The organism is Sunxiuqinia indica, from assembly GCF_009847015.1.
Classification (GTDB): Bacteria; Bacteroidota; Bacteroidia; order Bacteroidales; family Prolixibacteraceae; genus Sunxiuqinia; species Sunxiuqinia indica.
Window position 1 is genome coordinate 1 of record NZ_WVEM01000004.1, and the last position, 25,181, is coordinate 25,181.

At 39.2% G+C, this 25,181-nt stretch carries 23 protein-coding genes; 16 read left to right on the top strand and 7 right to left on the bottom strand.

The window, feature by feature from the left end:
* The first annotated feature begins 171 nt into the window (after window positions 1–171).
* The 9 genes from GR929_RS07045 to GR929_RS07085 all read left to right on the top strand — a co-directional run bounded on the left by GR929_RS07045 (window position 172) and on the right by GR929_RS07085 (window position 9,677).
* Window positions 172–606 (top strand): WG repeat-containing protein, encoded by a 435-nt coding sequence (locus GR929_RS07045; protein WP_159518255.1) that lies wholly within the window; start codon window positions 172–174, stop codon window positions 604–606.
* A gap of 179 nt (window positions 607–785) precedes the next feature.
* Window positions 786–1,604, top strand: coding sequence for a Hachiman antiphage defense system protein HamA (locus tag GR929_RS07050; protein ID WP_159518257.1), 819 nt, complete (start codon window positions 786–788; stop codon window positions 1,602–1,604).
* Complete coding sequence (locus tag GR929_RS07055; RefSeq protein ID WP_159518259.1) at window positions 1,594–4,725, top strand: DEAD/DEAH box helicase; 3,132 nt, start codon at window positions 1,594–1,596, stop codon at window positions 4,723–4,725. Before GR929_RS07050 ends, GR929_RS07055 begins: the two co-directional genes overlap by 11 nt.
* Window positions 4,726–4,891: 166 nt before the next feature.
* Window positions 4,892–5,611 (top strand): hypothetical protein, encoded by a 720-nt coding sequence (locus GR929_RS07060; RefSeq protein WP_159518261.1) that lies wholly within the window; start codon window positions 4,892–4,894, stop codon window positions 5,609–5,611.
* Between the two features lie 149 nt (window positions 5,612–5,760).
* Complete coding sequence (locus tag GR929_RS07065; protein ID WP_159518263.1) at window positions 5,761–6,258, top strand: hypothetical protein; 498 nt, start codon at window positions 5,761–5,763, stop codon at window positions 6,256–6,258.
* Window positions 6,255–6,683, top strand: a complete 429-nt coding sequence (locus tag GR929_RS07070) for a hypothetical protein (protein WP_159518265.1) — start codon at window positions 6,255–6,257, stop codon at window positions 6,681–6,683. The genes GR929_RS07065 and GR929_RS07070 overlap by 4 nt, the downstream gene beginning before the upstream one ends.
* Before the next feature lie 164 nt (window positions 6,684–6,847).
* Window positions 6,848–7,753, top strand: coding sequence for an FG-GAP repeat domain-containing protein (locus tag GR929_RS07075; protein ID WP_159518267.1), 906 nt, complete (start codon window positions 6,848–6,850; stop codon window positions 7,751–7,753).
* 386 nt (window positions 7,754–8,139) lie between these two features.
* A complete protein-coding gene (locus GR929_RS07080) occupies window positions 8,140–8,601 on the top strand; it encodes a PIN domain-containing protein (protein WP_159518269.1) in 462 nt (153 codons plus the stop codon).
* Between the two features lie 371 nt (window positions 8,602–8,972).
* Entirely contained in the window at window positions 8,973–9,677 is a 705-nt protein-coding gene (locus GR929_RS07085) for a hypothetical protein (protein WP_159518271.1), read from the top strand.
* A gap of 85 nt (window positions 9,678–9,762) precedes the next feature.
* Here the strand turns inward: GR929_RS07085 and GR929_RS07090 are convergent, their stop codons facing one another.
* Window positions 9,763–9,936, bottom strand: coding sequence for a hypothetical protein (locus GR929_RS07090; protein WP_159518273.1), 174 nt, complete (start codon window positions 9,934–9,936; stop codon window positions 9,763–9,765).
* Window positions 9,937–10,043: 107 nt separating this feature from the next.
* Here GR929_RS07090 and GR929_RS07095 point away from each other — a divergent pair, with 107 nt between their 5' ends.
* Both GR929_RS07095 and GR929_RS07100 read left to right on the top strand, forming a co-directional pair.
* Window positions 10,044–10,949 carry an NAD-dependent epimerase/dehydratase family protein gene (locus tag GR929_RS07095; RefSeq protein WP_159518275.1) on the top strand — a complete coding sequence of 302 codons (906 nt, stop codon included), beginning with the start codon at window positions 10,044–10,046 and terminating at the stop codon, window positions 10,947–10,949.
* Window positions 10,950–11,169: 220 nt separating this feature from the next.
* Complete coding sequence (locus GR929_RS07100; RefSeq protein WP_159518277.1) at window positions 11,170–11,634, top strand: cupin domain-containing protein; 465 nt, start codon at window positions 11,170–11,172, stop codon at window positions 11,632–11,634.
* A gap of 41 nt (window positions 11,635–11,675) precedes the next feature.
* On the opposite strand, the gene GR929_RS07105 is transcribed toward GR929_RS07100, so the two are convergent.
* Window positions 11,676–12,566, bottom strand: a complete 891-nt coding sequence (locus GR929_RS07105) for an N-acetylmuramoyl-L-alanine amidase-like domain-containing protein (RefSeq protein WP_159518279.1) — start codon at window positions 12,564–12,566, stop codon at window positions 11,676–11,678.
* Between the two features lie 96 nt (window positions 12,567–12,662).
* Between GR929_RS07105 and GR929_RS07110 the strand changes: the two genes are divergently transcribed.
* From GR929_RS07110 to GR929_RS07130, 5 genes are all read left to right on the top strand, one after another.
* Window positions 12,663–13,223 (top strand): RNA polymerase sigma factor, encoded by a 561-nt coding sequence (locus tag GR929_RS07110; RefSeq protein ID WP_235934126.1) that lies wholly within the window; start codon window positions 12,663–12,665, stop codon window positions 13,221–13,223.
* Entirely contained in the window at window positions 13,220–14,098 is an 879-nt protein-coding gene (locus GR929_RS07115) for a FecR family protein (RefSeq protein ID WP_159518281.1), read from the top strand. Before GR929_RS07110 ends, GR929_RS07115 begins: the two co-directional genes overlap by 4 nt.
* Window positions 14,095–16,599 carry a TonB-dependent receptor gene (locus GR929_RS07120; protein ID WP_159518282.1) on the top strand — a complete coding sequence of 835 codons (2,505 nt, stop codon included), beginning with the start codon at window positions 14,095–14,097 and terminating at the stop codon, window positions 16,597–16,599. The genes GR929_RS07115 and GR929_RS07120 overlap by 4 nt, the downstream gene beginning before the upstream one ends.
* Window positions 16,600–16,842: 243 nt before the next feature.
* Entirely contained in the window at window positions 16,843–17,322 is a 480-nt protein-coding gene (locus GR929_RS07125) for a hypothetical protein (RefSeq protein ID WP_159518284.1), read from the top strand.
* A gap of 175 nt (window positions 17,323–17,497) precedes the next feature.
* Window positions 17,498–18,397: a hypothetical protein gene (locus tag GR929_RS07130; protein ID WP_159518286.1), complete on the top strand. Its 900-nt coding sequence runs from the start codon at window positions 17,498–17,500 to the stop codon at window positions 18,395–18,397.
* Here GR929_RS07130 and GR929_RS07135 read toward each other — a convergent pair.
* From GR929_RS07135 to GR929_RS07155, 5 genes are all read right to left on the bottom strand, one after another.
* Window positions 18,387–20,441 (bottom strand): hypothetical protein, encoded by a 2,055-nt coding sequence (locus tag GR929_RS07135; protein WP_159518288.1) that lies wholly within the window; start codon window positions 20,439–20,441, stop codon window positions 18,387–18,389. The two genes, GR929_RS07130 and GR929_RS07135, sit on opposite strands and share 11 nt — an antisense overlap.
* Before the next feature lie 94 nt (window positions 20,442–20,535).
* Window positions 20,536–21,534, bottom strand: coding sequence for a pectinesterase family protein (locus tag GR929_RS07140; protein ID WP_159518290.1), 999 nt, complete (start codon window positions 21,532–21,534; stop codon window positions 20,536–20,538).
* Window positions 21,535–21,595: 61 nt separating this feature from the next.
* Window positions 21,596–22,573, bottom strand: coding sequence for an alpha/beta hydrolase (locus GR929_RS07145; RefSeq protein ID WP_159518292.1), 978 nt, complete (start codon window positions 22,571–22,573; stop codon window positions 21,596–21,598).
* Window positions 22,570–23,577 carry an alpha/beta hydrolase gene (locus GR929_RS07150; RefSeq protein ID WP_235934129.1) on the bottom strand — a complete coding sequence of 336 codons (1,008 nt, stop codon included), beginning with the start codon at window positions 23,575–23,577 and terminating at the stop codon, window positions 22,570–22,572. Before GR929_RS07150 ends, GR929_RS07145 begins: the two co-directional genes overlap by 4 nt.
* 84 nt (window positions 23,578–23,661) lie before the next feature.
* Window positions 23,662–25,179, bottom strand: a complete 1,518-nt coding sequence (locus tag GR929_RS07155; RefSeq protein WP_159518294.1) for a RagB/SusD family nutrient uptake outer membrane protein — start codon at window positions 25,177–25,179, stop codon at window positions 23,662–23,664.
* Window positions 25,180–25,181: the final 2 nt, after the last annotated feature.

Consider the following 25,181-nt stretch of genomic DNA (forward strand, 5'->3'; position numbering starts at 1 on the left):
AAGGATTACTTCGGAAAATCAAAGAAGAAGTTCTTTGGCTTAAAATTTTACTGGAAATAATCATTAGACAAAAACAATTATTTCCAGTAAATATTAGTTCATAAGGATTAACTAATTAACAAAGAAGGTGAAACATTTGAGTACGTTGAAGAAAAACACAAAGACAAAAAGTTGTGGTCATTAAACACCTATCCAGGAGCATTTAACACGGAAGATGGACGTGGGAGATTAAATGCTAAAGGTGACACGATTATTCCACCGAACTATATGGCTACAGGAAATCTATCGGATGGAATGCACATAGTTCGTGCAAAGAATGAAAAATGGGGTGCTTACAATTCAAATGGCAAACTTATAATTGAGCCTCAATTTGACGATTTATGGCACTTCTATGAAGGTGTAGCGAACTTTAGTCTTAATGAGAAATGGGGATTTGTAAATAAGAAAGGAGAAATTGTAATTAAACCCAAATTTGACTACGCAAGTCAGTTTAATAATGGATTCGCATATGTCGAACTTGAAGGAAAATCAGGTTTCATAAATAAGAAGGGCGAAATCGTAATTCCAATAATTTATGACCCTTGTAGAATGACAAGAATGGAATAAAAAACTGCAGGTAACAATGTATATAAAAAATAGGCGAAACAGTAGTGAAATCAAGGTTTTCGGCTCGTATCAAACTTTGTGCTTAATCGTAAGTTTGGTGCTTCGTAATCGCCTACTTTTCATATACTAACCGTTAGGCGCAATTAAACAAGCCCTGAAACAACCTTAAAATAATATATATGCCATGGAGCTCTGAACATACAAGTTGGTTTTCAAGAATTGATTCTGATTTAAAATCTAAGGATGGAAAAGAGATTTGTCTGTTAGAATACAATCACGACTTAGCTGATAAAGCCGTATTATCAAAATGGGCTAAACACTTTAGAAATCATTATTGTTTTGATAATGAAATTGATTTTTTAAGGGATGGAACAGGCTTGTCAAGGAAAGATTTTCTGATTCAATTAAAATTCCCAACAGAAGCAAGAGGTTTTGGTCCAGGTATAAGGTCAGGAGATTTTAGTGAAATTTTAGTGGCTGATTATATAGAGTATATCTTAGGTTATTGGGTTCCACGTACACGCTATGGGAATAAAACAATTCGAGATGAATCAACTAAAGGAACTGATTTAATTGGTTTTAAACTATATGATGAAAACAAAACACCCAAAGATATCCTTAAAATGTTTGAGGTTAAAGCTCAATATTCAGGCAACGAAGCTAAACCCAGATTACAGGATGCAATTGATGATTCTATTAAAGATGATTTAAGAAAAGCAGAATCCTTAAATGCTATAAAACAAAGGCTATTCGATAAAGGAAAAACTGAAGAAGCCCTTAAAGTCGCAAGGTTTCAAAACCAAGTTGATATTCCATATACTTCAGAATATGGTGTTGCAGCTTTATATTCAAATGATATTTATGATGAAGATGTCGTTATTAATTCTGACACATCTGCTCATCCATACAATTCAGCACTTTTCCTAATTGTGGTAAAAGGAGATGATATGATGAAATTAGCGCATAAACTCTTTGAAATTGCAGCTGATGAATCCTAGAACTCAATCTTATAATTTACTAGGTGTAACACGTTCAAAAGCTAAAATGTTTGAATTTGATATTCCTGAACGTTATCATTTAGAGCTTACTCGTAATCCTTCCGAATTACTATCACTAACAATAGGGTTAATTGGAGATTATGGAAAGATTAAAAAAAGTGAATTAACCGAGTCTGTTGTCACAAATTACATTAAGAATTTAGTTTTTTCTGCTCAATTCTTTGATTCATATGTAGAAACTAGACTTGATGATAAAAATTCTAATTACTTTCTTTTAATTGGTGCTGCATCTTACTATTTAGCAGATTTACAGGGGAACGCAAGAGTATTGTCTAGTAAAATAGTTTCGTCGGAACTTGATTTAGGGAGTGAAGGATTAGAACACCTATTGTATAATATCTTAAATGACTCTTTAAAATCCTATTCTGCTTCACATACCCAAAATACCTTTCCCTCTAATATTAATGATTTTCAAGCACAATTAATATCATTTTATAATAGCGGAAATAATAGTAAACAAGTCTTTAAAGCACTTGATTATTTATGTCAATCTATTTATGAAAGTGGAACAGATAGACAATTATTATTTGTCGATGTAATACGTGCAGTTGTAAAGAAAAGCATTTACAATTCATCGTGGATGAGTCTTCAGAGATATACAAATATTAACAAAGATAAATGGAGTAGTACAATACAAAATGGCGATTTTATAAAGGAGTTTTGGCCATCTCAAAAACTACTTGGAGAAAAGGGTATATATAAAGGTAAATCGGCTGTAATTCAAATGCCAACAAGTGCGGGAAAAACAAAATCACTAGAAATTATTATACGCAGTAGTTTTTATTCGGAAAGAACCAAGATGGCAGTAATTGTTGCTCCATTTAGGGCACTTTGTTCTGAAATAAAAAACAGCCTCCAAGATACTTTTAAGAATGAAAATATTGATGTGGACGAACCTTCTGATGCTTTACAGAATGATTTTAGCTTTATTGAAGAATTTGATTTTGTAGAATCAAACCTTGTTTTAGTCTTAACCCCAGAGAAGTTTATATACATTATTAGAAATAGCCCAGAATTGGTTCAAAAAATTGGTCTTCTTATCTATGATGAAGGCCACCAATTTGATAATGGAATTAGAGGAGTAACATATGAGTTACTTTTATCATCACTAAAGAATATGGTAAAAGAGGACACTCAGGTTATTTTGATTTCTGCAGTGATAAATAATGCATCTGCTATTGGGGACTGGCTAATTGAAAAGGATAAGGAAATAATTTCTGGAGTTGATTTACTACCTACTCATAGAACAGTAAGTTTTGCCAATTGGACAACACGTCTTGGCAGGTTGCAGTATATTAATCGTGATAATGCAAATAATGTTGATTTTTATGTTCCTAGAGTTATTGAGCAAACGACTTTTCCTCTAAGAGGGCGTGAAAGAAATCAGCGCATGTTTCCTGAAAAGAATGATGGTAAATCTATTGCTTTATATTTAGCTTTAAAGCTTGTAAAGAATGGTGCTGTGGCTATCTTCTGTGGTTCTAAACTTACGGTAAAATCTATTTCTGAGAAAGTTTTAGATATTACAGAAAGGGGGTTTGAAACAGGAAAGCCTTTAATTTCATCGAATATAGAAGAGGTTGAGAAATTAACATATCTTCATCAAAAGCACTTAGGTGATGACCATTATATGACCAGATGTTCAAGGATAGGAATATACTCTCATAGTGGCTTTACTTCTGAGGGATTGAGGTTGGCAATTGAATACGCTATGCAAGAAGACAAAATTAAATTTGTTATTTGCACATCGACACTTGCACAAGGAGTGAATTTACCAATCAAATACCTAATGATTACAAGCTTTTATCAAGCTGATTCAAAAATTAAAACCCGGGATTTTCACAATCTTATTGGAAGAGCAGGAAGAGCAGGAATGCATACAGAAGGGAGTATAATATTTACTGACACAGAACTGTTTGATAAGAGAAACAATAATAGAGAAAAGTGGAAATGGGAAAATGCAATTGATATGCTCGACCCAGTAAATTCAGAGCCTTGTGGTAGTACTTTGCTGACTATTTTTGAACCGCTTTACAGCGATGACAAGAATTATAGTGTTGCTTTAAGCCCTTTGGAATTAGTGAGTGCATACTTGGATAGTCCCGAAGCAATTCGTAAGCTCCCTAAAGATTTTGCAGAAGAACATTCTGATTCAAATTTCTCAGTTAATGGCCTGAAAAAACAACTTGATAATAAACTTGACATTATTGCTGCTATTGAAAGCTATTTAATGGCATATTGGATTGATTTCGGGCTTGGTACTGATTCAGATAAAATTGAAAAAGTTGCAATGGGGACTTTGGCGTACAGTATATCAGATAACAACCAGAAGGAACAATTAAAAGAATTATTTAAAGTTTTAGCTGACAATATAAGTAAGAAGGTCACTTCAGATGAGAAAAGGATATCTTTTGGCCGTACATTATTAGGTGTAGAAGATATTCTTCAAATAGAAGCATGGACTTTGGAAAATATTGACAAACTGTTAGTATCTAAAACCGATGAAGAATTATTTGAAGTTTTGTGGACAATATTATACGAAAAAGCGCCTGTCAGTATAAAAAAATTAACACCAGACAATTCAGCTTTTGAATTGACAAATCATTGGCTAAAAGGATACACATTTAACGAATTGCTTGCTTCTTTATCAGAAAATGTTAAATATAAGGCTGGTAGACAAAGAAGAACAGTAACAATTGAGCATATAATTGATATTTGTCATAATACTTATTCCTATGGACTTACTTTGATAATTGGTGCAGTTTCTGAGGTGATTAGGCTCATGGGAAATACTGAAAATGATAATATTTTAGAAAAAATGGACTTAATTCAAAAAATGATGAAATATGGGTTGCCGAATAAATTATCAATTTCATTTTATGAATTGGGGTTTGCAGATAGGATTGTTGCTTTAGAGCTTGCACGTAAATTTGATTATTTCTCATATTATAGAACTGAATTAAAAGATAATTTAAAAGCAAATAAAAGTGAGGTTGAAGCATTTTTAAGTTTATACCCTTCTTATTTTACAGCGGTGAATAATATAATTTGTAATGAATAAAAGCGCCTAACATTTTGTATAAGTAATGGCAGGCAATGTGGTAAATATCAAGGTTTGTAGCCCGCTCAAACTGCGTAGCGGTTTGACAGGAAACTACCACGCAATCTGCCACTACTCATACAATTTACCGTTATGCGCAATTAAACAAAACGAAAAAAGCAACTAAGTGACAGAAATAAAGACTTATAAAATAACAACAAGTTCAAGAATCCATTTCTTATTGACAATTTTTATCTTACCGATAGTTTGTCTTATTCCGACAATGTTTTTAGTTGGCAAACTTGAGGACACGAATAAGGACTTGTTTGGGATTATGACTTTGATTGTAGTTGGACTTTACTTCTTAGGTGGTTGGTTTTTATCCAAAAGGACATCTAAAGCAAAACTAATTGTACAAATTGTTGAGAACGGATTAGAAATCAATTGGGAAAGAAGCTACATCCTTTATAAATATTCAGACAGATTTATAAAATGGCAAGACATAGATTGGTTTAAATTTACTCCAGACCAACATTTTGACATTTTTAAAATAAAAGTAAAAAATCAACGAAATTTTAAGTTTGAGCACGCTTCAAATGATAAAGATGACTTTAGAAGTTTTAATGCTGCATTTAGAAGAAACATTAGAGAACAAAATGAAGCACTACCTGACAATCTTAAAATTGCAGAAGCTCCAAACATGTATGATGGAGTGACAGGAAAATTATTGATGGGTTTTGGCTACTTTATTATTGCCGCAGGAATTGTTTTAATTCCGTGGGCATTCATTTCAGGACAGCAAATAAAACCTGCAACAATATTTGGACTTTTAGCAGCAATGATTAGTGGGGCATTTACGATTGGACATGTGAAAAATAAACAAAAAAATAAGAATAAAAGCGCATAACAAGTTGCAAATTGCATTGCGGGGTTCGTGGTATCAGTTGCCGCAACTCCTTTCTTGACCGTCATGTCCTGTCGGACACTGACGCTCTTCGAAATCCGCAACGACAACTTGCAAGTGACCGTTGTGCGTCATGTTGAAAAAGAAGCAGAATGCTACATAAAAGAAAATTAATTGCGGACAGAAAACTGATTCAGGAATTGGAAAAGCAATTTGAATTAGTTGAAAACAATCTTGCTGAGTGGACAAAAACATATTTGGACACTGAAACTGATTCGAAATGGCTTTGCTTTTATGTTGATACTGAATATCACGGAGGAGGAAGTCCTGTTTGCGGAAAACTTCCACTTCCAGACACAAATGAATTAATAAATATCGCAATGACTTCTGAATATGAAGATGAAGTTTTTGCAGCTTGTAAAACTCTGACTGAAAAAGAAAAAAGTGGAAACTGTGATTTTAGAGAAATGTTGGTTGACAAACTTGTGATGCTAAAAGACAAAAACAGAAGAATCAAGATTATCGAACTGACAGCTTTGGATTTTGCCATTAATAGACAAGTAACTAATGGAAAAACATTTGACCAAATTGAATCGGATTTTAATCACTATAAAGAGATTGCTGAAAAGGCAAAAAGATTAAAAAGATGAATATTCAAGAAGGATATAAAATTGACGAACCGGACATTTTTATTCCCTGGGACATTGATGAACAGACATTGACTCAAAAATTGAAGGCGCACGACTTTAAACATGTAACGACAGGATATTATACTATTTCAAGTAAATCGTTGAATGGACTTAATTGCATGATTGGATTTCACTTTGAACCAAGGAAAAATGGTTTACTAAACGAATTGGAATTTTTCCGAACAAACTACAATGACCAAGAAAAATCCTTTAGCGATTTTCAATCTCACTTTGAAACCGAATTTGGCAAACCGACTTCGGAATCTAATGGAATCGGAGATTTTAAAAACTATACTTGGAATCTTGAGAATGTTCAAATAGTTCACTTTGTATTTGACAGGTTTGGATTAGAAGAACACATGAGAATAAAACGAATAAAAAAATAAAAACACGAACGCACAACACAGTACATATTGCAGGGCGGGGTTCGGTGGTGTGCCAACTGCGGATTCTCGCATCGCAGTTCCGTGTCCGCCAGCTGGCGGACAGGAACGCTCTCCGAAATCCGCCCCGCAACATGTACCAACCGTTGTAGTTCATTTTGAAAGACATGAAAAAATTAATAATCATATTGTTGACTTTAGGACTTTTTCAATTTATAAATACTCAAGCACAGGTGTCTAAAGAAAATAATGGACATTTGAAAGTTGAGCAATTCCATCCTATTTATTTACAATTTGGATTGGACACATTAAAATCCAAAATTGGTGAAATCACAGAAATTGATTCTATTTCGTTTTCTCCTTATAAAGTTCTTCATTTTAATTTCAGAGAAAGAAATCAAGAACAACCCTGGCCTTATGGAACGGGTTATTTGGTTGTTGATGAATCGAATCCCACAAACAATGTAATTTGGTATAATCTAATCTACGGAGATTTTGGTCCACATTCTTTTTCTTGGATAGATTTTGATAATGACGGAGATAAAGATTTATATCATTTCATTGGATTTGAAGATGTTTTTGGAAGTCGTTTATTTTTAAATCAGATTAATAAAAATACTTCTGTACCTTTCAAAATGATTTATAGTAATAACATTGCATACTGTGCTATTGTTGATATAAACATGGATGGGATTCCTGAAATTCTAAATCAAATAACAAAAATAGATGAAGGATACGCCGACTATAATCCAGCTGTAAGATATGAACTTGAAGATTCTGACAGAGAAAAAATTGTAATGGAATACAATAAAATTATTGGAGATTATGATAATTGCAATGCCAAATATGGAATGCCCAATCATTATAAAGTATTCTCTTTTTCCATAAATGCTGATATTAATATTCTCACAGTTAAAAATGACACTATTGTTGATGTTTCTTCTCAATATCCTGAACACTTTTGTTTTAGACGAGAAATACTTAGAGATATAAATAATGCTGGCGATTCAATAAAATATTGGTTCTCTGAATTAGAAAACAAATATAATAACACATATAAATGTGAAGAATAAAAACGAACTACAACAAAGTGTAAATGTAATGCGGGTTTCAGCGGGTAATTCAACCGCAGTTCTCCGTTGCAACACCGCCAATTCGTCTTTGACGATTGGCGTAAAATATAAAATTTGAATAAACGAATTGGCTCCGTGCGAGCTTGAAAGTTCATCACTTTCAATCCCGCACTCCACTTACACAAACCGTTAGGCACAATTATAATTCGCTCTAATAAACAGATTGACTCAATGAAAAATAAATTAACGAGGATATATCAACTTTGATTTGTGAAAGTAAATTTCCACAACTTGGATGAATTCTATAGTTTAAATCAAATTATTGAGATTCACAAAATTAATCAGCATGGAAAACAATCTCAATTTATCTATAACCACAACAAAATATGATACCAAAACCTAAAATAATACTCGATACAAATATCATTATTAAACTTGATGACGATGGGATTAATCCAGAGTTAGTAAAATCAGTTTTTGAGGTTTATTCATCGATTGCACAGCTAAGTGAAATCAAAGCTGACAATAACTTAAACAGACAAAATAGTCGACTTAAATACTACGATTCATTATCTCCAATATCTCTCAATCTAGAGAGTGGTGCGTTATTTAGTAAGTTAATTTTAAACTATGACACGCCCTTAACAAATCATATTGGTGAAGTATTTAATGAAATTAAAGGAGAATCGAATAAACAAAATACGTGGATAGATGCACTAATTGCAGAAATTGCCAAAGAGAATAATTTAATACTCGTAACAGATGAAAAGAAAATCATTGCTCGTGCATTACGACATGAAATATCAGTCATGAATTACAATGAGTTTAGACACGAGATTGGAAAATAACTGCGCCCAACAAATTGTATATGGCAGGCGGGGGTTTTAGCGGTCTGACAAGTCAGACCTTGCGCCCACTTTCCTGCGGGTCTGACACTCCTGATTGCATCGGGACCGCCCGACCACATAGAAATGACCGTTAGGTGCAAGTTTAAAAATAACAGGCAATTATGAGTAGAGATAATTTCACAAAGCAGACCATAGATATCTTAGGTAAAAGAGTCTCCGCTCCCGCGCGATTGTATCGCGTGGTTATTCTTAAACACCACACGAAAGGATTCGTGCGGTAGCCGGGGGCCTTTTATCAGAGTCCCAAAGGCAAACTTGTATTAGAAAAGATTTGGAAGAAAAGAATCCAAGATAACGCAAATCAACCTTAAATGACAAAAACAGACATTGAAAATATTGTTTCCAAATTCAAAAGTCAAATGTATCCTCAAGACAGATACACTTCATTTGATTATTGCTACAATTATTTCATAGCAACAAAAGATATTACTCAAGATGTCGAAAAAAGCTGTTTAGTCCTTGGATTTTATTTGGCAAGTTGGGGAATGTTTAGAGGTTCTAGTTTTTTACTTCAAAAGAGTGTAAAACAGTTTGAGCCAACAATTAAATATATTGCAACATTAGATAAGTCGATATGGCAAATAGACGTTGACAATTACGATGAAAATAATATTCAGACAATTATCAAAATTTATAATGACATTAAGAAATGCCTGATTGACAACAATAATGCTGATTTGACTTTAATAACAAAAATCCTTCTTGGAGTTTTTGGATTTATTCCTGCATTTGACAATTATTTTTGTAATTCTTTCAGAGAGATTTCCAAAGACAAATGTGGTTTCAGAAGAGTTAATGCCAATTCATTGTCAATTATAAAAGCATTTTATGAGAACAATAAAGTGCCAATAGACAAATTATCATCTGAAACTTTTACTACAGATTTTAAGACTAATAAAAAAACAAACATAAATTATCCGAAGGCAAAAATCATAGATATGTATGGTTTTACGTCTGGATTAGAAAATAAAACAACGACCGCTAATCGAAAGCCTCTCCCCGCTAGCAAACACTAGCAGGGAGAGGCTTTCACAACACCACGGCGTACGCGAGCTGCGCTCCCTCCCTTCGCTATCGCTCAGGAGCATACCGGGCAGTTCGTTAAGTCATCGAAAACAAAACCGTGTTTGGTTTAAGCTGATTGTAGCGTTCCAATAAAGGAATGTAAGCCCGTTTTCTCAAACGTTCAACAGTTATGGTAGTACCAAGAATAGGGCTTTGAGCAATTGCCACCCAGCTGTGGATGGCTCCATACATCGGTTTATTCTTTAACAAAGAAAATTTGTATTTTAAATATTTTTTTGGAGCTTCAGTGTATGGAGAGTTCAGCGCAAGCATTTTTAGCAGATCGCAACTAAAATCATTATAAAACAGAAGAGTATATGACGAATAAAAAGCGAATATTATTTACAGGAGGATCGGGAAAAGCCGGAAAGCACGTAATCCCCTACCTGCTAGAGCAGGGACATCGGGTGATGAATGTAGACCTGACACCGCTGGATCATCCGGGGGTCGATAACCTGGTAGCTGACATTACAGATTCCGGACAAGTGTTTAATGCCATGAGTGCGTATGCCGACATCGATGAACTGGAGCAGGGTAATGGCGTTCCAAAATTTGATGCGGTGGTACATTTTGCTGCCGTGCCCCGCATCTTGCTCAAACCGGATAATGAAACCTTTCGGGTAAACACCATGGGCACCTACAATGTGATTGAAGCGGCTGTAAAGCTTGGAATTAAGAAGATCATTATTGCTTCGTCGGAAACCACCTACGGCATCTGTTTTTCAGATGGCCAAACCAACCCGCATGTACTGCCTTTGGAGGAGGACTATGATGTTGATCCCATGGACAGCTATGGAATGTCGAAGGTTGTGAACGAAAAAACAGCACGCAGTTTCCAGCGGCGATCGGGCTTTGATATTTATGCGCTTCGAATCGGGAATGTGATTGAACCTCACGAGTACGCTGAACTGTTTCCACATTATTTTAGAAACCCCGAAGTGCGTCGTCGAAATGCATTCTGTTATATTGATGCGCGTGATCTGGGACAGATTGTCGATTTATGTTTGAAAAAAGATCAGCTTGGTTATCAGGTTTTCAATGCCGGAAACGATCACAATGGCGCGATTATTCCCAGCAAAGAGTTGGCTGAACGGTTTTTTCCGGGAGTACCGATTACTCGTGAACTGGAGGAACACGAAGCATTGTTTTCGAATCGAAAAATCCGGGAAGTACTGGGATTCAAAGAACAACACAACTGGCGAAAATACTTGACATGGGACTAATTATTGGTTTGACTAGCCTCCCAACAGCTCACGTTCGTTGCTCGCGAGAAACTGGACTTTAATGATGTGATTAAGAAATCAAACAAGAATCATCATTAAACCGTTTATCAGCAAAATAAATAGAAAAACATGAAACGAGCATGTAAAGGCCATCACACACAGGAGAATCATTATAAGCGAGTTCCATCGAATACCGTTGAAAATTTTAAATTATAATGAGATGAAGAAAATGGAGAACCTATCGGAGAATACCAATTACTCCGCTGTAAATATGGGCAATTTAGATACGTTGATGGATTATTCGCTCATTCATCCGGTGAATAAAAAACTCATTGAAGGCAAAGTATTTTTGAAGGATGCAACAAAAGCAACCGGAACCCAAATTTCGTTTAATTCGCTTCCTCCACATTCGGAACAACCGTATTTTCATATTCACTGGAAAAATGAAGAAACATACATTATCTTGAAAGGTGCCGGGTATTTTCAGGTTGACGAAGACTGCTTTCCGATTGAAGAGGGCAGCGTAATACGTGTTGCACCACCAGGGAAACGCGGCATCTGCAACTCTTCTGACGAAACAATGATCTACATGGTCATCCAGTCGAAAAAGGATTCGTTGGAGGAGCATACGACAGCTGATGGAGAACGATTGCCGGTTGAACCAAAGTGGAAAGAACTTTTATAGTTGACAAACAAAAAAGTGCGGGCATTAACGGCTAGCAGATCTTAATTTACATCCGTTGGCCTCGCAACCAGAATGCCCAAATACGATTTTTTGCTTTCAAGCATTTCAGCAAATGGTTGCTCCGAAATAACGACCTGGTTACTGAGCGTTGAAGCATGCATTAAATGAATACGACCACCAACGTCAAGTAAAATGCCGGTGTGGGCAACATCCAGCCCGTTAATGCTGGTTACGATTCCTATAATATCGCCTGTCTTCAGATGCTTTTCGTTGGATGCAAATTCTGATTTTGGCAGGTAGAAATAGTCACGTTCCGAAATCGCTTGCTCCTGATCTGCAATCGTTTTTACCAGCTCCGGATTGTCTTTCAGTACTTCATAACTATTCGGGTGAGTCGACATAAAATTCACTTCAATATCGAGCGGTTTCCCAAAATCAGCAGTCGGTTGGCTTACCAGTCCTTTTTGCTGATTGTTGAAAATCCAGTCGCTAAAATAATGGAGGCGGCTCGGGTACCCCTGTCTGTTTCCATCGCGGTAACGAATGGTTTCCAGTTGGTTGGTAAATTGATCAAACTCGGGCTCACCGCTTTTTATGGTTCGGGCAAGAGCCAGTGCTGTTTCAACAAAGGTGGTGCAGTCCAGCCCATCTACCTCAACGGTCAGTGGTTCGGTTGCTCCGTGCTCCAGAGTATGCGCCACATACGGAACTCCCAAAAACTGTTTGCCGGTTTCAGCTAGCAGATCGGCTGTTGAAAGCCCGGAGGAATCTGCATATTGAGCTAAAACCTGCTGAATCCTGGAACTGTCGCTCAACTGGCACACGATCGGACGTTGAGAAGTCTGCGACGAAGACTTCACGCTTTTTTTTCCAGCCGATTGACAACCCGAAAATAAACTAAGACAGAAGATAAAAAGAAACCACTTGATCATATTTGTTGAATTTGAATCGAAATTACAAAAATAAAATCCGTTCCAAGGTAGGGTAAATGGCATTTAATTCGGTCAACAATTGAAAAACAGAGAATATTGCTTAACTTTTTGAACTGGGAGAATAGCAGTAAAACGAATGAATTGGTTTCGGAACAAAGTTTTAAAACATTGACAAAGCAAGAGTTTAAACAGTTGTTTGACAGGTATTTTGATGGGATTCGAAATTACATCTATTACCGGTCGGGAGACGTGGATTTAGCCACCGATCTGGCACAGGACGTCTTTTTGAAACTCTGGGAAAAGCAGGTTGATTTTAATGAAAAGCCGAATGTCGGGTTACTTTATAAAATGGCCAGTGATGAGTTTATCAGTCGGTATCGCAGGCAACAATTGGAAATCAGTTATCAAAAAGGCCTTACGTTTAATCTGCATGAAGTGACCCCCGAAAATGAGCTGGAAGAAAAGGAATTGCAAGCGGAATATGAAAAAGCTCTGGCCGGATTATCGGAGAAGCAGCGAGTGGTTTTCTTAATGAGCCGGATGGATGGCCTGAAATATTCTGAAATTGCCGACCGATTAAACATCAGCATGAAAGCGGTTGAAAAACGCATGAAATATGCCTTGGATGATTTACGAAAGAAATTACTTGTATCATGAACCACAAGAACGCACATACAAACAAGCCGAGAAGCTGGGACGACGTTGAACGTCTGAACAAGCGATTGGAGGTAACTTATAAGAAATCGAAAGCCGACATTTGGGCAACCATGGAACCGAAGCTGGAACCTGTGAATGAGCTAAAGACGATTCGCTTAACCGACCGTCCTGTCTTTCGTTGGGCGGTGGCAGCTTCTGTTATTTTAGTTTTAGGATTAACCGGTCTGATGCGCTTTTATCAGGTTTCGCCGGAGGCCGTTCCCGGGCAGCACTTGCTTGTTGATTTGCCCGACGGATCGGTTGTGCACTTAAATGCAGCTTCATCGTTGAGTTATCATCCGTATTGGTGGCAATTCTCCCGAAGCCTCAATTTTGAAGGTGAAGCTTATTTTGAGGTTGAGAAAGGAAGCACGTTTACGGTTCATTCTTCCAAAGGAAGCACCTCGGTACTGGGAACCAGCTTCAATATTTATTCGCGCGATCAAGATTATCAGGTTGCATGTTTAACAGGCAAAGTGCAGGTTACAGACAATAATAACGAAAAGCTTGTTTTACTTCCCAACCAAAAAGCCAGCCTAAGTTCAGCTGGGTTTAACGTTCAGAAGAATGTTGATTTAAGAGAAGAAACAGCTTGGGTGAATCAGGAGTTTTTCTTCACCTCCAAAAGTTTGAGCATGGTGTTAAACGAAATTGAACGACAATATGGCGTTCAAATTAATGGTGCCGATACGCTCAAGTACAAATACACCGGTAATTTTAACCGAAGACAAGATGTAGAAGAAGTTTTAGGTTTTGTTTGTAAACCATTCGGTATTAAATTTGAAAAAACAGGAGAAAATGAATTTCGCCTGACAAACATGAATCCTGAACATTGAACCGATATCTCATCATTATTCTACTTTTAGTTTCAACATGCTTAAGTTGGGCACAACCAGTTGAAATCAACTGTCAGCAAAAGCAATTGAACGAACTGCTGGTTGAGTTGCGAGACAGCTATGACTTGCAGCTTTCCTTTGACGATGAAAATCTGTCTCGATACAAAGTAAGTGTCAGTAAAAATTTCAGTTCACCGGAAAACGCATTTGATTATCTATTGAAAGATCTTCCTGTTGCTTATGAAAAAGCCGGGGAGGTTTTTTTGTTTTACCAAGATCGACGAACCACTACCCGATCGAGCTTTCTGCTTAGCGGGCAAGTGAAGGACCGGTTGAGCTCAGAGGCACTGCCCTATTCAAACCTGTCGGTTAACGGATTGGGAATGGTAACCGATCAACAAGGTCTGTTTTCATTGGTGAGTGTTTCCGATAGCTTGTTTCATATCCGGGTATCGTATTTAGGCTATTATTTAAAAGACACCGTTGTCAAGGCAGGAAGTCATTTGGTATTGACTTTGACTCCATCAACCTACGAACTTCGGGAAATACAGGTGGAAGGCTCCCGGGTGGTAAAATCGTTACAAACTGGGAATAAAGCCGGAGTGATGCGTGCAAATCATCAGGTGGCCAAGTACCTGCCCGGAAACGGGGATAACTCGGTATTTAATCTTTTGCGTTTACAACCGGGCATTCTGGCTGCCGGCGAGCAGTCGAACGACTTGGTTATCTGGGGCAGTTACGAAGGACAAACACAGGTCTTGTTTGATGGTTTTACCTTGTTTGGCATGAAAAATTTCAATGACAACATTAGCGCGGTCAATCCATTTATGGCCAAAGATATTCTGGTACTGAAAGGAGCTTACGAAGCAAAATACGGGGGAAGAGTTGGTGGCTTGGTAAATATTACCGGCATTGACGGTGACACGCGTGAGCTGGATTTGAAATTGAGTTTGAATAACATGACTCTGAACGGCTTGCTTAGCATCCCGGTAAAAAAGCGCTCGGCATTGGTGTTGGCCTTTCGCCAAACGTATTACGAACTGTACGATTCCAGGCAGCTCTCGTTCCGAAATAACAGGGGCGTTAATTCTCCCGCAATTACAAATCAAACGATTTATCCGGATTACAACTTTCGCGATCTGAATGTTAAATATTCAGGCTCAACTTCCGGAGGAGACATGTATTCCATTAGTACGCTAATTGCCGAAGACCGTTTCTCCAACAATTTAGACCTCAGTGATTCCTGGCGCGGAACATACGAAGATCATGAACACAACAAACAGTATGCATTGTCGGCCTTTTATCAAAAGAATTGGGATTGGGGAGCACGAACTAAATTTTCGGGGGCTTTTTCTACGCTTAATAAAGAAGTTGGAACAGTTCGGCTTCTAGAACGGCAACGAAACAACGGCAACGGAATGGGCAGTGGCCACAACAATCGAATTAACAAAAACCAGCAATTGCTAAATGAAGTGTCGGAAGCAAATTTTTCGGTTGACAATCAAATACCTCTGGCTGAAAAGCATCAGCTAACGCTGGGCAGTTCCCTTATTTTCAACGACGTGAGCTTTACAGAGGATTCATTCGATGTACAGATCGTTCGACAGGAACATAGCGGCAGTCGGTTCAACCTCTACCTGGAAGATGCGATTTCGTTGAGCCGAATGTTAGAACTTAAACTGGGTTTGCGAACCAGTTATTCATTAAATCTGAATCAGTTTTTTTGGCAACCACGGATTTCGGCCGGAATTCAATTGACCAACGCATTCAAGTTAAACCTAGCTGCCGGAATTCATAACCAATTTATCAATCGCAGTTCGTTGATTGACGATGATGGCAATTATCATTACTACTGGCTGATTTGCGACGAGAAAACCGTTCCGGTACTGGACGCCAAGCACTTCGTAACCGGATTAACATACCATCAGAACGATTTTACTTTCAGCCTGGAAAGTTTTTATAAAGAGACAGAAGGACTAACCCGCTATATTCGAAATTTAAGGTTTGAAGATGTATTTGAAGGACAAAGTAAGACAACAGGTTTAGATGTTTTCCTGAAACAAGATTTTGGAGCTCATTCTGCCTGGGTCAGCTACACATTGAGCGAAACGCTCGAGCGTTTTGACTATTTTCAGCAACAAACTTACCACCGGGCCTTGCACGATCAGCGACATGAAGTAAAAACAGCTGTTTTGTTCAATTTCAACCCGTTTCACTTTTCGGCCAACTACGTGTATGGCTCCGGATTTCCTGATCCGCGCCTTACAGATAGCGAAGACTTCGAGAGAGATTACCATCGTTTGGATGTTTCTGCTACTTACAGTTGGCAAACTAAAAGCTTTGTACTGGAAGGAGGGCTGTCGATTTTAAACCTACTTGACTACAACAATCTGAAGTATGCCAATTTTATTCAAGTGCCCGATGATCAGGAGCTGTCCATCAACTTGCAGGCAGAAGCGATTCCTTTTACGCCAACCGTTTTTTTAAACTTTTCATTTTAATCAAAATCATTCTTCAAAGGCGCTATTCATATCAATCTGTTCCCTGGATTCGTATTTACTCGAATCGGTCAACTGTTTTCAAACTGCTTGGAGGTATACTTCAAAGTGGTCCAATTGCATTATTCAAACGAATAATCAAGAAAAGTTGATTGTGGAGGTAGGGTGAAATTGATCTTATTCGGTTAGCAAGTGAAAAGAAAAATTATCAACCTTAAATTGAATAAGATGAAAACAATGATGAGAATGATGGCTGCAGCAGCCGTAATGATTGTGTTATCCGGAACAAGTGCGTTTGCACAAACAGAAGAAGTACCCGATGAACCGATCCAGGAACGCGCACGACTTCATATGACTGACGAGCAAAAGGCGACAATGCAGGAACACCGCCAGGCTAATCGCGAACACCGCCAGGCATTACGTGAAACATTTACTGAAGAGCAATTAGCCATTATCCAAAACATGGAAATGACACGCGAAGAAAGACGTGAAGCCTTACGTGCTACTTTCAGTGAAGAACAACTGGCTCTTGTTGAAGCGAACCAACAAGCTCGCCAAGCTCAGCGCCAGGCATTGCAAGACTGTCTGACTGACGATCAAAAAGCAATGATGAGACAAAGGGGTCTGCAAGATGGTCAGCAGAATGCCCGACAAAATGCCCGGCAACGTGGTCAAGAACAAGGCCGCCAACATGGTGGACAGGGAAATGGTAGAGGAGGAAATTAAATATCGCTTCCCAACAGAGGAGGCTTACAGGATTGTCATTACGGTCCTGTAAGCCTTTTCCCAATCTTTTTAATTCAATGAACCATGAAACGAGCATGTAAAGGTATTCCCACTCAGAAGAATGATTACATGCGAGTTCCATGCCTTGCTTTTGAAAAATATAAATTATAAACGGATGAAACAGACTATCCTTGTTGCTCTTATTCTAATGTTTTCATTTCAACTAAAAGCTCAAAAAAATGAGTTGCAGGAAGAGATTTATGAGAACCGGTTAGATTCGCTGATTGAAGATGTTGTTTTTGGAGATGACGAACTGAGCTATTTGTTCGGTTACAAGGATAATATGCAGTTCTTGTACATGCGCAGCAGCTACGATTCCCGCACGTTTTATGCCGGACGCGAAATTGGAGAAAGCCTGTACAACATGACTGGCCAACTGTATTATCTCAACTCCAACGGGATTTTTGCAGGACTGGCCGGAGCATGGTACGATCAGATTGACCCGGCCTATCAAATGACTGTAATTAGTCTTGGATACAGTAAAGGCATGAAAAAGGCGAAGTTTTTCCGTTACAGGGCTTCGTTCGATTATTACCTGTACCATAACAGCGACCCCGACTTTGATCCCACATATTCAAGTGGGTTGAATCTGGGAACAACTTTTAAGACAAAAACCATTGGAACACGCTTGAATGCTTCATTCTTACTGGGCGATGATATTGGTAGTCACCTTTCAGCGGATGTGTACGCCTATTTGACATTGTTGAAACTAAACCGCTTCAACAAATTAAGGTTAGAACCCGAGTTGACCTTCTATTTCGGGTCGGAATCAGTCGCCATGGCAGAATACGATAACCTGGGTAACTTGTTTGCCGATCCGCTGCTAAGCGCGTCATACACCGACAAGTTTGGTATGATGAATACCCAATTGGAAATCCCCCTGAGTTTGACTTACAAAGGATTTGATTTTGAAGTTTCCTGGACACATAACTTTCCTCGTTCGCTTGATCCCAACCTGCTTTATCCGGAAAACTCATTTGTCAGCTTTTCTGTTGGTTATATTTTTAATCTTTAGTTGAAACAGTTGCCTGGTAATTCGATAAGTTGTACAATGGATTCTTAACCGGGTGATACAAATCTACGTTGGTAATTGGATTATCAGTTTGTGTATACACCCACAACTGATGAGGATCCCAAACCACAATTTCGTCCCGAATATCGCCGACAATGTTCATCACGGCATAACACATATCCGGATGACCATCATCCGGAAATTCCAACACTTTGCGTCCGTAGCCATCCCAGGCACCGCCTTCTGCAGCATTGGCATTCAAAACAAAAAATTCTTCTGAATTGCCTGTCCAGTTTAATGGTAAACACATGCTTCCATATTGGTTGGGTTCAAAACTGTGGTAGATCTCTCCATCTTTGTCAAAAAGATGAATAATCCCCTGGTTGCCCCAAAAATTGATGCTAACTGTTTCCAAACCTGGCAAGTCATCTCTAAAGTTTGCAACTGCCGGATTTTGTACATGGCCAATGTAGTGGTGTTTGGTAATTTCTCCGTCCAGGTTGGCGTAAAACAACCCTTCGTCGCTGGCTGCACAAAGTATTTTGGGTGCCTGATTCTGTTCAAACTGAGCAATAGCGACCCCATCAGCATGATCCTGGATCTGATCATCGAGACTCCAAAGCATCGTACCATCATTATCGAACAGCGAATAGCCAATTAACAGCTCATCTTTGCCATCCTGATCGGTATCATATGCGTACGGGAAATGCCCGGTACGGCACTTTCCTGTCCATAATTGGTTGAGGTCGGAGTCAAAAGCCCAAAGATATTGGTACCGGTCCTTTAGGATGAAGTCGGAGTCGTAACCTTTTCCCTGTAAATCGAGAAAATAGATGGCATCACCCAGAATGTGTTTAAACATATTGTGCCCGGATTCCATTGGTTTGCCTCCCGGGGTTAACGGTGTCGATACCTTTTTGATTGTCTTTCCAGTTGCTCCTTCGGCAATGATTAGCTCTTGGTTTTTGCAATAAATGACTTCAGTGTTACCATCTTGATCGACGTCGTGGATTTGAAATGCGACATCGTTTGTGACCATTGTTTTCCAGGGGTCAGGTTCTCCTATTTGCCAAAGGATTTCGCCATCCAGGGTCATCGCAGTCAGGCAGCTTAATTCACTGTTACGGTCTTTGGGGCCATGATGGTTCACCTGCCCAAATAGCACATCAATCTTGGCGTCTCCATCAAGATCTCCAAAACGAACGTTTCTTCCTACACCGAAATCTCCCAGGAACATTGTTTTGTATACGTCCATTTTCGGGGTTTTACTGATTAATGAATCTTGCTCTTGTTTTTGCGCTAATTCCTGCGCTTTTGCCTTTTGAATCGCTTTTTCGCTGGTTGTTATTTTAATTTGACGAAAAGAGGTCGGACTGTCTGAAAGCAGCCCGATTTTTCCACTCATAAAATCATTGTCAATAGCTGACATGATTTGGTCTTCATTCTGAAAAACGGTTATTTTATTGCCTTCTGCCTGTACCTTTAAATTGATGGGCCGGGCCTGGTTAAAGATGACAAATGATTGGTCAAGTTCTGTTTCGTTTGGTATTCGGAAAGCTTTGCCGTGATCGACTTTTAATAAGACTAACTTGTTGTCTTCAAACCCGGCAAAGTAATATTGGCGATCATTCAGGTAGCGAAAGACCAATCCATTACGGCTGGCTGATTTTTGAGGTTGAAATGAAAACTCGATTGTATAATCGGTCCAAAATGGCGATCCGGTGACAACCATCGGATGCCAGTGCTTATTTGGATTATGTGCCGTTTGAACCAACTCGCTGTTTGCATGGTGCTGACGTACTTCCCAAGATGGTGGCAGGTTATAGCGGAATGTTGTAACAATCCACGGGGTTCGGGGGCTTGCTTCGGGCAAATAATGATATTCAGTGTGCGCTCCAACATCGTAGGCAAGGGGGCCCTGCGGCAATTCTGAAAAGTTTTCATCCAGCAAAATGTATTCTTTTGAACTCATTTGGCAGGAAGAAATAAGCAGTCCTGCCAATATCGATAAGAGAAATGGTTTGAATAAGGAATAGTTCGTTTTCATTTAGTTAGGATGACAGTTTGACGATCTTAAAAGTACAATTCTTCAAAACAAAATGAAAGGAAAACCAGCGTATTTAATGATACTTGGATAATTTTCAGTTGGTGGTTCTGCTCCATACTTCAGCCTGTGGTTCAGCTGGTTGAACTGGTTGAACTGGAGCAAAAATGTTAACGATCGTATATACCGATGCTTCATCTTTCGTTAGTTGATGACTCCAGTCAACCCGTTGATCTGGGGTGAATCCGCTACCGGAATTATTAAATTCGGCGTAGTACGCAGTTTGGTCTCTGTTGGTGCCTCCCCAGTTCGACCATCCTTCGGGCAGAATGTGTTTCCCCAGTTTACAGCTGATAAAAACAACCTTGGCATAGTCGCGCCATGGGCGGCCAAGATAAACTTTACTGACACCCTCGGCTGCCGTTAGCGTGCAGTTTTGAAACACATAGCCATATTTTTTGCCTTTTACAGTGCTGGCGGCAGTAATATAAGAGTCGGCCAGACTGTGAATAACACACTCATTAAAGAGTACTGTTGAGTTACCGAAGATAAAATCGGTTGTTCCTTCAATGTAACACTCCGTAAAATACTGGCGGCTTTTTTCTCCGGTTGTGTACAAGGTATCCTGGTTACCAAGCATCCGGCAGTTTTTGAACGTACAGCGATCACCAACCACATGCAGAGCAACAGCTTGTCCCACCGGGCCGGCAGAGTTGGCAATAGTCAGGTTTTCGGCATAAAAATCATCTGCTTCAACCTTTAAGGTGTAAGTATAAAAAGTACTGTTCCGGCCGCGGTCAATGGTATCAAAATAATCATCGTAAGTGATCATAGTTTTTTCGGCACTTTCACCAATCAACGAAAGGTTGGTGTTGCAGGCAGGTATTTTCACTTTTTCATTGTATGTTCCGTTCTTGATGAACACGGTTACTCTTTCGTCGGGAAAAGCTTTACAGGCGTCAATCGCTTCCTGTATGGATGTATAGTCTCCGCTTCCGTCTTGAGCAACGGTAATCTCTGTTTCGTATGATGCTGCCATTAGAAAATTGGAGAGCATTAGCAGTCCGACGGTTAAGATATTTTTAATTGATTTCATGTTAGTTAATTTTTTATTATTCAATGTTAACGGACAATGATGTTGAGTTTTCACTTCAAAATCAGAGTACTTTATGCAAAAATGTGACCATATAATCTCCTGTTGGCTCAAACCACGGATGGAATAACCAAAAAGGATGAAGTTGTACATCAAACTTGTGCAGTTCATTTTCAATTCCCCAACGATCGAGCATGCTGATTAACTCGTACTCTCCAGCGGTAAAACGAGGAAATCCGCTGTTTAGAAACAGCATGGGTACTGAGTTTTCATTGGCCCAGTAAATTGGCGATGCTTCTTTCCAGCGATCCGGGCGACTATAAAAATCTCCCTCCAACCACTCTACATCCGGGGAATCCGGGCGGCGTTCATTATTTAATGACAGGGGAGCCATGAAGTTGATTACACCGTCAATGTCGATAATGGCCTGCACGGAGCTTGAATATTCTGAATAGCCCTGCTTACCTTCAAACTTTTCAACGTCATTCGTTAGTCCAACAAGCGATGCCAGTTGTCCTCCTGCCGAACAGCCGGAAATGGCAATCCGGTCCGAATCAATGTGGTATTTGTCGGCATTTGCCCGCATCCAGCGAATAGCTGCTTTAATGTTGTGAATCGCCGCTGGATATTTCGCCTCCAATGACAATTGGTACTCAACGGCCACAGTTACAAACCCCTGCTCGGCTATTGCTTTGGCCATCGGAACTTGCAACGATTTGTCGCCCGACCGCCATCCACCACCATGTACCAGGATCAAGGCCGGATATTTGCCTTCTTTTTTCGGGTGAAATAAGTCAACATGCAGGTCGCGTTTGCCGAATGGTGTGTCGGGTAACGTGGTATAACCAAGGTTGAAGTGAGCGGCCACATTTTCTGATAGCTCTGGGTTTGCCGGTCTGATTTCAGGAAAGTACTTTTTATATTTCGCGTAAGACGAATTGACATTAAAGGACGTATCTCTGGGAATCTCAGGAAACTCCTTTTTTTGAGCGAACAAACAACTACTAACCGCTAGTAGAATGATGATTAGTTTGATTTTCATTCCCCTTCATTTTTTAACGTCCGATCCAGAAAATTCACCATATAATCTACCGTTTCCTCAAACCACGGATGAACTTGCCAGAATGAGTGTGGGCTGTCGGGAATCGTTTGAACTTCGGTGTAAATATTGTAGGTGTTCAGAACAGAAATTACCGAGTCGCGCCCCGCATGAAATCGTGGTTGAGCGCTGTTGATGAATAAGATAGGCGGAGAATCTTTGCCGGTGTAAATCATAGGCGATGCTTCTACCCATTTGTCCCGAGCTTCTTTTAAGGTAGCACCAAACCAATAATATCCGGCAGAGTGCCGTCCCGGGGTATTATCGCCCAAACTTTCAGATGGAGTCGTGAAATCCAGGACCCCATCCATGTCGATAATCGCCTGCACCTCAGACGAAACTTCGTTATAGCCCAGGTCGCCTTCAAATTTTTCCAGGTTTCCTGTGAAACCAACCAGGGCCGCTAATTGCCCGCCGGCAGAACTCCCGGTGATGGCGAATCTATTGGGATCGATACCATACTTATCCGCGTTGGCTCGCAAAAAGCGAATAGCCGCTTTAATATCGTAAACAGCGGCTGGGTAAAGCGCTTCGGGTGAAAGTCGGTATTCAATCGCCGCTGTTACATAACCTTGCGCAGCGATTTTTTGAGCCATAGGCACTTGTGCTTCTTTGCTTCCTGTGCGCCAGCCTCCACCAAAAACCATCACCAATGCCGGGTATTTTTCACCTTTATCCGGTCGAAAGACGTCCATGTGTAAGTCGCGCTTGCCATAAGGAGTATCGGGCAACGTAGCGTACACAATGTTGTTTTCTGCTTTTACGCCGTCCGGAAGAATGGGGTAAACACGAGTTACATTGGGATAATCTTTTTTGATTTTCACCCAAGCCGAATAAGGCGTGTACGCGGTGTCTTTGGGGATTCCATCAATCGTAACGATCTGTGCAAAAAGCGGACTGGCGATGCACAGAAAAACGAGAAGAACAATCGATTGCATTTGTTTCATAGCTGAGTGCCTTATTTAAATTAAATCAGGGGAAAGTCAAAAATAAGACAGTCCCCTGATAATACCAAATATTGATTTAACTGATTAATTATATCCCGGGTTTTGCACTAAATTAGGATTTGAATTAATTTCAATGGCAGGGATTGGCCATAACGCTCTCCATTCGGGAGTAACTGTTTCTTTTGGATACCAGGTATCTGTAAAGAATGAGCCAAAACGGATCATATCTCTTCTTCTGTGTCCTTCCCATATAAACTCACGTGCACGCTCTTCTTCAATATCTTTTAAAGTAAGCGATGAGAACGGTGTTGCATTACTTCTAATCCGCACTTGATTAACTAAATCAAGGGCTTCATCTGTTTCTCCGGTTCTAAATAATGCTTCAGCTTTTATTAAAAGGATATCTGCATATCTAATCAAAACCAAATCATTATCAGCATTAAAGCCAGAAAAATTAGCACCAACCGGAGAGTATTTTAATACATGGTATCCTTCATTATCTTGAGCAGAAGCAATATCTTCAATAGGCACCAAAACTAATTGCTCGCCATTAGCATCAAGCAATGGATCACCATTCAAATAGTATTGCGGACCGTATTCAATTAAGCTTTTGCGTTCGTCTTGATCTTCATAACGATTTAAAGCTACAGGACCCGTACTATAACCATTGGCTGGAGAAAAAGGCAAGTTGTACTTTAACTTGTCCAGTGCATGGTTAGTATAAAGAATGAACTGATTTTGTCCCGCATTAATCGTAGGATCAATTGAAAAAGCAGAGATCAGCTCCGTTGAATTTTCCTCATTCGTTGACAGAAAGCAATCTCCTACTTGCTCCTCTAAAGAGTACGCATTGGTATTAATAATCTGGTCACACATTGAAATGGCGCTTGACCAATCAGCTGTTCCCGAATAAACTTCTGCATTTAAATAGACTGTTGCCAATGCAGCTAAGATTGCTTCCTTAGTAAAACGTGGATAATAGTCTGCTCTATTCACCTCTGTTATTGAGGGTAAATTAGATACTGCAGTCAACATTTCAGAAACAACAAAGTCATAAACGTCTGATCTGGTATTTGTCGAAGGCAGATTGTTGGGATCAACCCTTGCATCTGTAAAAATCGGAACGTTCCCAAAATAATCCATGGTATAGAAGTAACAATAGGCTCGTAATGCACGGGTTTCCGCAATCAGTGTTGTTAGGTTCTCCTTGTTGGGTGATGATTCCAGACTCTGTAAGACCGCATTTGCCTTACCAACTCCCTGAAATAGGATACTCCAGGCATTAGCCGTTCTTGCGTTTTCCGGAGTTGCTTTGTGCTGCATTAAATTCTGATAAGGTTGGTGATACCATCCACCGCTGGCACGACCAGGCACGAAGAATTCATCAGTTTCCAATTCTCCACAACGATATGCGTCGCCAATTTTAACGACATTAGATAGTGTTTGGTAGATACCAACAACCGAAGAAAGCGCTTCCTCTTCTGTTTGATAGTAGTTTTCCGGAGACAACCTTCCGTAAAGTTCTTCATCTAAATTGGTGCAGCTTCCCACAACAAATGCCAGAAGCACCAATAAATTGATTTTTAATATCTTGTTTTTCATCT